Annotated in this window: 12 protein-coding genes; 7 read left to right on the plus strand and 5 right to left on the minus strand. The window is 36.6% G+C overall.

The features are described from left to right. The first annotated feature begins 39 nt into the window (after window positions 1-39). Complete coding sequence (locus EG339_RS03090) at window positions 40-693, plus strand: DUF937 domain-containing protein (RefSeq protein ID WP_066697867.1); 654 nt, start codon at window positions 40-42, stop codon at window positions 691-693. Window positions 694-753: 60 nt separating this feature from the next. On the opposite strand, the gene EG339_RS03095 is transcribed toward EG339_RS03090, so the two are convergent. Continuing rightward, window positions 754-873, minus strand: a complete 120-nt coding sequence (locus EG339_RS03095; RefSeq protein WP_123868822.1) for a 30S ribosomal protein THX — start codon at window positions 871-873, stop codon at window positions 754-756. A 166-nt stretch (window positions 874-1,039) separates the two neighbouring features. Next, window positions 1,040-2,434 carry an MATE family efflux transporter gene (locus EG339_RS03100; protein ID WP_123868823.1) on the minus strand — a complete coding sequence of 465 codons (1,395 nt, stop codon included), beginning with the start codon at window positions 2,432-2,434 and terminating at the stop codon, window positions 1,040-1,042. A gap of 183 nt (window positions 2,435-2,617) precedes the next feature. Here EG339_RS03100 and aspS point away from each other — a divergent pair, with 183 nt between their 5' ends. Next, complete coding sequence (gene aspS / locus EG339_RS03105) at window positions 2,618-4,372, plus strand: aspartate--tRNA ligase (RefSeq protein WP_123868824.1); 1,755 nt, start codon at window positions 2,618-2,620, stop codon at window positions 4,370-4,372. A 36-nt stretch (window positions 4,373-4,408) separates the two neighbouring features. Next, on the plus strand, window positions 4,409-4,942 hold the full coding sequence (locus EG339_RS03110; protein WP_123868825.1) for a hypothetical protein: 534 nt from the start codon (window positions 4,409-4,411) through the stop codon (window positions 4,940-4,942). Between the two features lie 12 nt (window positions 4,943-4,954). Here the strand turns inward: EG339_RS03110 and EG339_RS03115 are convergent, their stop codons facing one another. Then, the gene (locus EG339_RS03115; RefSeq protein WP_123868826.1) at window positions 4,955-6,223 is read right to left on the minus strand and encodes an adenylosuccinate synthase; all 1,269 of its coding nucleotides are present in this window, start codon (window positions 6,221-6,223) and stop codon (window positions 4,955-4,957) included. Window positions 6,224-6,417: 194 nt separating this feature from the next. Further along, window positions 6,418-6,990 (minus strand): Crp/Fnr family transcriptional regulator, encoded by a 573-nt coding sequence (locus EG339_RS03120; RefSeq protein ID WP_123868827.1) that lies wholly within the window; start codon window positions 6,988-6,990, stop codon window positions 6,418-6,420. A 144-nt stretch (window positions 6,991-7,134) separates the two neighbouring features. Here EG339_RS03120 and ku point away from each other — a divergent pair, with 144 nt between their 5' ends. The 4 genes from ku to EG339_RS03140 all read left to right on the plus strand — a co-directional run bounded on the left by ku (window position 7,135) and on the right by EG339_RS03140 (window position 11,056). Next, window positions 7,135-7,920, plus strand: coding sequence for a non-homologous end joining protein Ku (ku, locus tag EG339_RS03125; protein WP_123868828.1), 786 nt, complete (start codon window positions 7,135-7,137; stop codon window positions 7,918-7,920). Next, complete coding sequence (locus EG339_RS03130) at window positions 7,920-8,525, plus strand: DNA polymerase ligase N-terminal domain-containing protein (protein WP_123868829.1); 606 nt, start codon at window positions 7,920-7,922, stop codon at window positions 8,523-8,525. Before ku ends, EG339_RS03130 begins: the two co-directional genes overlap by 1 nt. 71 nt (window positions 8,526-8,596) lie before the next feature. Further along, window positions 8,597-10,465, plus strand: a complete 1,869-nt coding sequence (gene ligD / locus EG339_RS03135; protein ID WP_123868830.1) for a DNA ligase D — start codon at window positions 8,597-8,599, stop codon at window positions 10,463-10,465. 30 nt (window positions 10,466-10,495) lie between these two features. After that, window positions 10,496-11,056, plus strand: a complete 561-nt coding sequence (locus EG339_RS03140) for a hypothetical protein (protein ID WP_123868831.1) — start codon at window positions 10,496-10,498, stop codon at window positions 11,054-11,056. Between the two features lie 65 nt (window positions 11,057-11,121). Here EG339_RS03140 and EG339_RS03145 read toward each other — a convergent pair whose 3' ends face one another. After that, a complete protein-coding gene (locus EG339_RS03145) occupies window positions 11,122-11,967 on the minus strand; it encodes a mechanosensitive ion channel family protein (protein ID WP_123868832.1) in 846 nt (281 codons plus the stop codon). Window positions 11,968-12,112: the final 145 nt, after the last annotated feature.

The raw sequence follows: 12,112 nt of genomic DNA on the forward strand, positions 1-12,112 counted from the left end.
ATAACTTTGAGTCAATTAATACTTTAATAAACACAAAAAATGAGCTTAATAGATCTCCTTACAGGAAACACAAGCAACCAGGTTGCTGAACAGGCTGAAAATAAATTCGGAATCAATAGAAACCAGGTGATTGCTTTATTAGCAGTAGCAACGCCTCTCATCATTTCTTATCTTAGAAATAAATCTCAGGATGCCAAAGAAGCTGAAGCCCTGAATAATGCTTTAGATAAAGATCATAACGGAAGCATCTTAAATGATCCTTCACAAATTGAAGCCAGGCAGGCTGAAGGTGGTTCTATTCTTGACCATATTTTTGGCGGACAAAAGAGTACCGTAGAAAACCAACTATCTCAAAATACAGGAATTTCAATTGATAAAATAGGACCAATTCTTGCCATGTTAGCACCGGTTGTTATGGGATACATTGGCCAGCAAAAACAACAAAGTAACGTTGGAGCGGGAGGTCTGGGAGACCTTTTAGGAGGAATCTTAGGAAATGCTTCCAATCAGGCACAATCCCAACAATCCAGTCCGTTAAATGACATTCTTGGAAGTGTTCTGGGTGGCGGACAGGCTCAGTCATCAGGAAATCCTTTGAACGATATCCTAGGAAGTGTGCTTGGCGGCGGCGGAAACCAGCAGCAGCAAGGAGGCGGATTAGGCAGTATTCTTGGAAATATTTTCGGAAAATAATTAATTTAATTTGTCATAGAAAAAGACCGGAGAAATTTTCTCCGGTCTTTTTTATTGTTCTTACTTTTTAGATTTTTCTTCGGCTGCTACAAAAGATTTTGACGCCTTTCTGGGCCTTCTTTTTCCGTAACTTCCGGAATTGATCTTACCTCTTCTTGATTTTTTGTCTCCTTTTCCCATAGTAATAAATATTTGTTGTCATTACGAATTTAAGAAATACATCACTAAAATACAAATACTTAAGTTAGAAGTTCTCTCAAGCATTAATATTATATTATTTTGATAATTCATTAAAGAAAAGAAGAACTTTGTATGTAAATCTTCATCAACTACCAGCTTCTCCCTCTTAAACCTTAACCGTTTTCCATTTTCCTTTTCTAAACAGAATAAAAGCAACAATGGTTATTAAAGTCTCTGCTGCAGGGATTGAAATAAATACTCCTTTCGGCCCCAATTCCAGATGTTTGGAAAGAATATAGGCTAAAGGAATCTGGAATAACCAGAATCCAAAAAGATTTACCCAGGTTGGGGTCCATGTATCTCCTGCTCCATTGAACGCATTAATCATTACCATCCCGATTCCATAGAAAATAAAGCCTATACTCATAATGTGGAGTGCGTTTTTAGCAAAATTCTTGATCTCTGTTTCCTGAGTAAAGAAGCTCACTAAAAAATTACCAAAAAGAACAAATATCAGGCTTACAATCACCATAAAAATTACATTGTATTTTACTGTTTTCATTACAGACTGTTCTGCTCTCACCATTTCATTAGCTCCCATATTCTGTCCTACTAAAGTAGATGCAGCGTTGCTTAATCCCCATGCCGGAAGCATAAAGAACATCATTAATCTTAAAGCTGTCTGATAACCGGCTGATGCATTCTCACCTCCTGTAGTGGCCACCAGCTCAGCAAGGAAGATCCAACTGCATGAAGCAATCACAAACTGAAAAATTCCGGGAGTGGCAATTTTGATGATAGATTTAATTAATTCATAATTTGCTTTAAAATAAGGTAATTTAATTCTGATCTGTGTATCTGCCACCAAAAGATGATATAGTTGATACATCACTCCGATACTTCTTCCGATCGTAGTAGCCAAAGCTGCTCCTGTAAGTCCCATTGCAGGAACAGGTCCCAAGCCTTTAATCAGAAGAGGACAAAGAATAATATTGGCAATATTCGCAATCCATAAACTTTTCATTGCAATCATGGCATTTCCTGCCCCTCTAAAGATCCCGTTAATAAGGAATAAAAGCATAATGATGGTACTGCTTCCCATCATAATTTTCGTGAAATCTTTCCCATATGCTGCGGCTTCAGGTCTTGATCCCATCAGGATCAGAATTTCTTCTGCATATACAATTCCTAAAGCACTTAGAATAAGCGTAATCACAAATGAAACCAGCAACACCTGAGCTGCGCTACGGGAAGCCTGTTCCGGATTTTTTTCACCTATTCTTCTCGCTACCATTGCTGTTGCCGCCATACTCATCCCAATGGCAATAGAGTACATTACAGAAAGTACAGACTCTGTAAGACCAACAGTCTGAATGGCGAAACCACTTTCTTTAAGATGTCCTACAAAATACAGGTCCACCAGTGCAAATACTGATTCCATAGCCATTTCCAGCATCATAGGGATCGCAAGAAGCAGAACCGCACTTCTGATGTTTACCTTTGTAAAATCAGTTTCTTCCCCGCTGAAGGCTTTCTTTAAAAAGTCAATATATTTAGTCATTTCTATGGTTATAATTTATATATCCTCAAAAGTACAAATCTGGTTTGTAGTAAGTCTTAGCAATTGACAATAAATTAATCAGAAGTTTTTTTGTTTTAAAAACCTGCAAAAATCTTATCTTTGCCAACGAAAAAATCAAGGTTCAGGATTGAACCTTAAACATTGAACTTTAAACAAATAATTATGTTTCGATCACACACCAATGGAGAGCTATCTCTGAAAAATCTAAATGAAGAAGTTACACTATCAGGATGGGTACAGACTATCCGTGATAAAGGATTTATGATTTGGGTAGATCTTCGAGATCGTTACGGAATTACCCAGCTGGTGTTTGACCAAGAGCGTTCTTCTGCGCAATTAATGGAAGAAGCTAAAAAATTAGGCCGTGAATTCGTTATCCAGGCTACCGGAAAAGTTATTGAAAGAGTAAGTAAAAATCCTAATATTCCTACAGGAGAAATTGAGCTTTTAGTTGAAAAACTGACAATTCTGAACGATTCTCAGCTTCCTCCTTTCACAATTGAGGATGAAACGGACGGTGGAGAGGAATTAAGAATGAAATACCGCTATCTGGATATCAGAAGAAATCCGGTAAAAGATAAACTGATCTTCCGTCATAAAATGGCTCAGAAAGTAAGAAATTATTTATCTGATGAAGGCTTTATTGAAGTGGAAACTCCTGTTTTGATTAAGTCTACTCCGGAAGGAGCAAGAGACTTCGTCGTTCCAAGCAGAATGAATCCGGGACAGTTTTATGCATTGCCTCAGTCTCCGCAAACTTTCAAACAGCTTTTGATGGTAGGCGGGATGGATAAATATTTCCAGATTGTAAAATGTTTCCGTGATGAGGATTTAAGAGCGGACAGACAGCCTGAATTTACACAAATCGACTGTGAAATGGCTTTTGTAGAGCAGGAGGATGTTATGAACGTATTCGAAGGGATGACTAAAACTCTTTTAAAAGATATTACCGGTCAGGAATTCGGGGATTTCCCAAGAATGACTTTCGCTGATGCGATGAGAAAATACGGAAATGACAAACCGGATATCCGTTTCGGAATGGAATTCGTGGAACTTAACGAGCTTGTAAAAGGAAAAGACTTTAAGATATTTGATGAAGCAGAATTGGTTGTGGGAATCAATGTAGAAGGATGTGCTGAATATACAAGAAAACAGATTGATGAGCTTGTGGATTGGGTAAAACGCCCACAGATAGGAGCTTCAGGTATGGTTTGGGTTAAATTCCAGAATGATGGAGTGAAAACCTCATCGGTAAATAAGTTCTACAACGAAGAAGATTTAGCGAAAATCATTGAAAAATTCGGAGCGAAAGAAGGTGACTTAATGTTAATCCTTTCCGGAAATGAAAACAAGGTAAGAGCCCAGCTTTCTGCATTAAGAATGGAACTTGGTAACCGTTTAGGATTAAGAAAAGGAAATGTATTTGCTCCACTTTGGGTTGTTGACTTCCCTCTATTGGAATGGGATGAAGATACTGAAAGATACCACGCTATGCACCACCCTTTCACTTCTCCAAAACCTGAAGATATTCACTTATTGGAAACTGATCCTGGTAAAGCAAGAGCTAACGCTTACGATATGGTTCTTAACGGAAACGAAATCGGAGGTGGATCTATCAGAATCTTTGACAAAGATCTTCAATCTAAAATGTTTGACCTTCTAGGATTTTCCAAAGAAGAAGCAGAAGCTCAGTTTGGATTCTTAATGAACGCATTTAAGTACGGAGCACCGCCACACGGTGGTTTAGCATTCGGATTTGACCGTTTAGTGGCTATCCTGGATGGAAATGAAGTCATCAGAGATTATATTGCATTCCCTAAAAACAACTCCGGGCGTGATGTGATGATTGATGCGCCTGCATCCATTGCTGATGCACAACTCGATGAATTAGAGTTAAAATTAGATTTAAAAGCATAAATTTAAAGCGGGGTATTTGCCTCGCTTTTTTATACTATGGAAATTTTTATTCAGATACTTACTTTAATTAAATATGTATCATTTTTAGGAATTGCAATATCTATAATACTGATCCTATTAAAAAAAATAATATACCATCCTCCCAACACAATAAATCAAGCTAAAGAAAAATCTTCAAAATATCTATCCATATTCGGCTTGTGTCTTTCATTAAGCATTGTTTGTATTGTAGGCAGTAAAGAGCTTATTAAACAAGATTTTCAAAAAAGGCTGAAGGAAAATAAGATTCTCTTAGTAGAAATCAACGGTTTTTCCTTCGCCCAGGAAGATGCCGCTGACCTTTTTACAAAATTTGAAGTTGATCCCGGACGTTTTTATTGTGAATCTTATTTAGGATATATTACTTTTGAAAATAATGAGTCAATTCCTATCGAAGTTATTCAACATTGTTATGAGGAAAATAAATACATTATTGTCTCTAAAAAATATTCAACTGATGTTACCATTGGAATTATTACTACTTCAAAATTCAACTATCTAAAAAATAAAGCTTCTTCTTCAGACCAATAGTCTTCAGAGGAATTATTTCATTTTCAAAATCTGTTCTCTTCCCGGCCCTGTAGAAAGATATCCCACCGGAATTCCCAGCTCTTCCTCTAGAAATACAAGGAATTCCTTTAGCTCTTTTGGAAGTGCAGAAGAATCTTTCATCACAGAAAAATCCGCTTCCCAGCCATCCAGCCATTTGAATACCGGTTTTGCATTTTCAGGAAGTGTTCCGGCATTGGTTTCAATAGCTCCGTCTTCTAGCTCATAATGGGTGCAGACTGCTACTGATTTCAATCCACTTAAAACATCAGCTTTAGTTAAAACCAACTGAGTAACTCCGTTAATCATCACTGCATATCGTAAAGCAGGAAGATCCAGCCAGCCTGTTCTTCTAGGGCGTCCTGTATTGGAGCCAAACTCATTACCTTTTGTCCTGATTTCCTCGCCCAATTCATCAAAAAGTTCTGTTGGGAATATTCCGTTTCCTACTCTTGTGCAATACGCTTTGGCAATCCCATAGATCTCACCAATCTTTTTAGGAGAAATCCCTAGCCCACTGCAGGCTCCCGAAGCTGTAGTTGATGAAGATGTTACATAAGGATAAGTTCCATGGTCAATATCAAGTAATGCAGCCTGTGATCCTTCAGCTAATATTGTTTTTCCTTCGGATAGTGCTTTGTTCAGGAATAATTCAGTTTCTGTACAATTGAATTGCTTTAAAAATTCCACTGCATCAAAAAATTCTTCACGAATGGATTCCAAAGATGGTAATTCCATACCTCCTTCAGACAAAACTTGATAATCCCTTCCCAAAATATGAGCTACTCTCTCTTGGAAATCCGGTGAATACATGTCCCCGATTCTTACATTCTGTCTTAAAATTTTATTTGAATACGCCTGAGCGATTCCATTCTTTGTTGTCCCTATGGTTGTATATGCTGGATTTTCTTCCATGAAAACATCCATAAGCTTATAAGTAGGCAATACAAAATGAGCCTTTTTAGAAATAGTAAGATTTTTCTCTGGCTTAAGGGTTTCGTCAAACTTCTTTAAGTTCAGAATTTCGTTTTTAAAACTTACCGGATCAAGAACAGTTCCAGTTCCGATAACATTCTGTACATCTTGCATAAAAATCCCTGAAGGAATCATTTTAAGCGTGATTCTTTTCCCGTTTCTTTCAATGCTATGCCCTGCATTCGAGCCTCCATTAAAGCGGGCGGCAATATCATAATTTTCACTGATAAGATCTATAAACTTTCCTTTTCCCTCATCTCCCCATTGAAGTCCTAATACAATATCCATATAATTATTTTTATGGTACAAAGCTATGGCAGTTTGAAAAAGAGGCCATTGTCATTTGGCAAAAACGAATTCTTGTGAGACAGAAATTGGCTATGGAAATGTTTATATGCAGTTTTGTCTAAAAACCAATGGGAGATTTTTAAAACAATGCAATAGACTATTAAAGTATCATTAATTATTTTGTAAGAATCTTATTACTCATTAATATTCCTCCTGATCCTGCTCAACGATGAAGGCGTCACTCCAAGATAAGAGGCCAGCATAGACTGCGGAACCCTGTTGGCAAGCCCAGGATAATGATTAAGAAAATGAATATATCGGGATTTTGCATCCTGATTAAGCATAATGCTTGCGACTTTAAGTTTATTTTCAGCAACAAATCCATGAATCCGTGCAAATAGAACAGGCCAGATCTTAATTTTCTGCTCTAATATTTTAAAATGGCTGAGGTCAATAACAAGTAAAACAGCATCTGTAATGGCTTCAATATATTCATGGGCAGGAAGCTGATCGGTAAATCCCTGGAAATCTCCAATGAAGCGGCCTTCATAAATAAAATAACGGGTAAAATCATCACCTTCTTTATTATAATACAAAGACCGGAATACTCCTTTCTTCACAAAAGCGATCTTTTGGCTTACTTTTCCTGCCTCTACGAAAATTTCCCCCTTCTTCACTGAAATTTCCTGGATTCCCTCTGTAATCAGAAGCTCATCCTGCGCATTCAGTAATCCGAATTTTTTGATGTAGTTAAAAAGTTCTTCCATGCTATTTTATCCACAAATTATGGAAAGGTAAAGGTATAAAAGTAGAATGTAAAAACAATTGTCATTTGACAAAAAGCTCCACAACACATACCACACACCTCTCTATCGGCATGTTAATTGCTTGATTTTTAAAAACGTAAGACAATGAAAGCAATTTGGAATGGCGCCATTGGCTTCGGTTTAGTAAATATTCCTGTTAAAATTTACTCAGCAACGGAGACCAGCAAACTGGACCTTGATATGCTCGATAAATCCGATTTTTCTAACATCCGGTTTAAGAGAGTTAATGAAAATACAGGAAAAGAAGTAAAATGGGAAAACATCGTTAAAGGTTATCTTATGGATGATAAATATATCGTCCTTGATGAAGAAGATTATGAAGCAGCAAGCCCGGAAAAGACAAAAATACTTTCCATTGATCAGTTTGTAAAGGAAGAAGAAGTAGACAGTGTTTATTTTGAAACTCCTTACTATCTTGAACCGCAAAAAAATGGTGAAAATGCCTATAGGCTTCTATTAAAAGCTCTTGAAAAAACAGGAATGGTAGGCATCGGTACATTTGTGCTTCGTGAAAGTGAGGCTATTGGGATGATACGGCCCTACAATAATGATATATTGATTTTAAACCGTCTTAGGTTTGATCAGGAAATAAGAGATTATTCGGATTTAAAAATCCCTGCTCATAAGGCTCCAAAACCTGCTGAGCTGAAAATGGCTGTAAATCTTATTGAACAGCTTTCCCAGGAGTTTGATCCCGCTATGTATAAAGATACCTATTCTGATGACCTGCTGAAAATTATCAGGCAGAAAGCAAAAGGTAAGAATATTAAAACCAGAAAAGCACCGGCTGCTAAAGAAGGTAAAGTAATTGATCTTATGGCTCAGTTAAAAGCCAGCCTGAATAATTCCAAATCCAAATCTGCATCGTAATGGCTCTTAAAGATTATCAACAGAAACGTAAGTTCAACGAAACCAGTGAACCTAAAGGAAAAACAAAAAAAAGTAAAAGCAAACTGATCTTTGTGGTTCAAAGACATGCTGCAACGCGGCTTCACTATGATTTCCGGCTGGAAATGGAAGGTGTATTAAAGAGTTGGGCTGTTCCGAAAGGACCTTCACTGGATCCTCATGATAAACGTCTTGCTATGATGGTTGAAGATCACCCTTATGATTACAAAGATTTTGAAGGAAATATACCTGAAGGCAATTATGGGGCGGGACAGGTTGAAGTATGGGACAGCGGAACCTATGAACCTCTTGAAGAAAACAGCAAAATCTCCGATGAAAAAGAATTATTAAGAGAACTGCACGCCGGTTCCTTAAAATTTATCTTACATGGTAAAAAACTAAAAGGTGAATTTGCTTTGGTTAAAATGAAAAATGCAGAAAACAATGCATGGCTGCTCATTAAACATAAAGATGAGTTTGCCGAAAGTCCTTATGATGCCGAAGAAAATACATCAGCCAAATCTTTGGTTACAAAATTTCTGGAGGAAAAAAAAAGCCTAAAAACAAGCGAAAAAAAGAGGTCATAACTTCAGAAAAAAGATTCAGGAGCTTTAATTCTTTAACGAATGAGAAAAAACTTAAGTCTTTTATTAAACCCATGCTTGCCAAACCTTTCGATAAAGCATTTGATGATAAAGACTGGCTTTTTGAAATAAAATGGGACGGCTACAGGGCTATTGCTGATCTGAGCCATGATGAACCTCTTTTCTATTCAAGGAACGGAATCTCATTTCTGTCCAAATTTGATAAAGTAACTCAGGACTTCGGACAGCAAAAATATAAATTGGTACTTGATGGGGAAATTGTAGCGTATGACGATCAGGGAAAGCCCAGTTTTCAGCTTTTACAACAAATAGGAGATAATCCCAATCTTGCTCTGGTTTATCAGGTTTTTGACCTTCTATGGCTCAATGGCCATTCTACAGAAGAACTTCCGCTTATTCAACGAAAAGAGCTTTTAAAAGAAGCCTTAACTGAAACGGACAGCATTAAATACTGTGATCATATTCCTGAAAAAGGTATTGCATTTTTTGAACAGATGAAAGAGATGAAGCTGGAAGGTATGATTGCTAAAAGAGCAGAGAGCCAGTATGTGGAAAATTACAGAACAACAGACTGGCTTAAGATCAAGTTTTCCAATACGGAAGAAGCTATTATCTGTGGCTTTACTGAACCCAGAGGTTCGCGGGAAAGTTTCGGAGCTTTGATTCTTGGAAAATATGTGAATAATGAATTGATTTATTGTGGGCATACAGGAACAGGATTCAATCACACCTCCCTAAATCAGCTTTATCAAAGACTTGAGAAGATGATCATAAAATCTTCTCCGTTTGAAACCATTCCCAAAACCAATATGCCTGTAACATGGGTAAAGCCAGAACTGGTTTGCGAAATCAAGTACTCAGAAATTACCAAAGACGGCATTTTCCGCCACCCTGTTTTTGTTGGCATCCGTGAAGATAAAGAACCGGAAGAAGTAAAGGAAACAGCGGATCTGACTATTCAACCTATAAAAAACAAGACAATGAAAGCTAAAAAAGAACATTCAGAAAAAGAACAGGAAATTACTCTCAACAGGCATGCTGTGAAACTGACCAATCAGGATAAAATATATTTTCCAAAAGATGGAATTACTAAAGGGGATGTAATAGATTATTATCAGTCAGTAGCGGAATATATCCTGCCATACCTGAAAAACCGCCCTTTATCTCTGAACCGTTTTCCTAATGGTATTGAAGAACAAGGCTTTTACCAGAAAGATGCAGGAGATCATATTCCCGACTGGGTAAAGACAACGCAGGTTTACTCTGAATCCAACGATAAATATATTGATTATATCTACTGCAATGACAAGGCTACTTTAGCTTACCTGAATAATCTCGGATGTATTGACCTTAATCCATGGAACAGCTCTCTTCCGGACCTTGAACATCCTGATTACCTGGTTTTGGATCTTGATCCGTCAAAGAAAAATACTTTTGATGATGTGATTGAAACGGCTCTTCAGGTAAATGAGGTATTACAAAGTATTAAAATGAAAGGATATTGTAAGACTTCCGGAAGCACTGGAATTCATATTTATATTCCGATGGGTGGAAAGTACGATTTTGATCAGGTAAAAGACTTCGCCCATATCCTGATGAAACAGGTCCATGAAAAACTCCCTGAAATTACAACTCTGGAAAGAAGCCTTCAAAAAAGAGATTCCAACAAGATCTATCTTGATTATCTGCAAAACAGAATCGGGCAAACGCTGGCAAGTGCTTACAGTTTGCGACCTAAACAAGGTGCTTCTGTTTCCATGCCTTTAGATTGGGATGAACTGAAACCGGGACTTTTGCCTACAGATTACAATATTGGAAATGCATTAAAAAGAATTAAAGAAAAAGGAGACCTCTTTAAACCTGTTCTAGGTAAGGGAATTGATATGATGAAAGCACTGGAATTACTTCAGAGTATTGATTAATTTCCATATTTTTACCTGCAAAAGCTACCCATGAATGAATCTATTAAACTAGAAATCCCTTTTAATGAAACTGCAGAACGGGAATACCAACAGTTTTTCTTTCGCTATACATGGAAAAATCACTTTACTGAGCTTAAGAAAGCCATACTATATGCTATAATATTTCTTTTTCTTGGCTTTTTCTCTCAATCAAAACTTATTAATAATAGCCCAGCTTCTTCTATTTTCAGGTATGGAGGATTTATTTTTTTGGGTTATATTTTCCTGCTTCTATATCAATATTTTATCCGTAAAAAGAAGGTTTATAAATCAATTGAAGAAATGATCAATGATTTTAAAAGTAAAGATGAAAAAGCCAGTTTTATAATTCTTAATAAAGAGGACATCACAATAGAAAATTCATTTAGCACAATAGGAGCTGTTTGGGAGAAAACCAGTTATAAATTCGTTGATAAATACATTATTCTAAGTATGATCAACAGTAATATTAACTTTATTTTCACCAAGGCTGACCTTAAAGAACATGATTATAATACTTTAACAGGTTTTCTCGAAGAATACTCAAAACAAGGAAAGAAAGAAATTATCTGATCATAAAAAACTCCTGCATCCAAAGTAATGCAGGAGTTTTTATAATTTTAAATCGTGGCGGATAACTATTTATTATAAACATGGATATCTCTCTGAGGAAAAGGAATTCCGATGCCAGCCTTATCCAGGGCTTCTTTACAGCCAATGATAAGTTCTTCATTCATGTTCCAGAAATTTTCTGTAGTAGTACTCACTCTAACTGACAGATTAATTGCACTGTCACCAAGTGCTGTCACCACTACCTGAGGCGCCGGCTCAGCAAGAGCATATTGACTTTTTTGAATTACTTTCATCAGAACTTCTTTCGTCTGCTTAAGGTCAGCATCATAAGCAATTCCGATATCCAGGGATGTTCTTCTTGTCCCTAACTGAGTAAAATTGGTAATACTGTTATTGGAAACCACTCCATTAGGAATAATAATTAATTGGTTTTGTGGAGTAATCAGCTTTGTATGAAAAATATCAATAGCCTGTACGGTTCCGGAGACCCCGGAATTGGTAGAAATAAAATCTCCTATTTTAAATGGTTTTAATAGCAGAATGAGGATTCCTCCTGCAAAATTTGTTAAAGATCCCTGTAACGCAAGGCCTACGGCTAAACCTGCCGCACCAATCATGGCAACAAAGGCAGAAGTTTGAACTCCTAGCTGGGTAACTACTACAATAAACAGGAGAATATTAAGTCCCCAATTGATAATATTAAGAAGAAAATGCTGTAAAGAAGCTTCCATATTACGTTTTTTGAAACCTTTCGCTACAAGCTTCTTAATCATTCTTATCATCCATGATCCGATCAGATAAATCAATAATGCTGAAACTACCGCAGTAAAGATTCTCGGTGCCCATGAAACGGCTGAAGTGATTAATGTATCCCAATGTTTTTGAATGTTGTTCAATTGTAAATCGTCCATTTTATACTACTTATTTTTATATCATTACATATATCCATCCCTATTTGTGCAAGATTTTGAAAATGTATTTTTGAATAAAAACATACCCTCTTTACAATAAAATGCAACTTTAACTCTTGAGAAGTCAAATCAATGATTAAATACA

The organism is Chryseobacterium bernardetii (assembly GCF_003815975.1).
In the GTDB taxonomy this organism is placed as follows: Bacteria; Bacteroidota; Bacteroidia; order Flavobacteriales; family Weeksellaceae; genus Chryseobacterium; species Chryseobacterium bernardetii.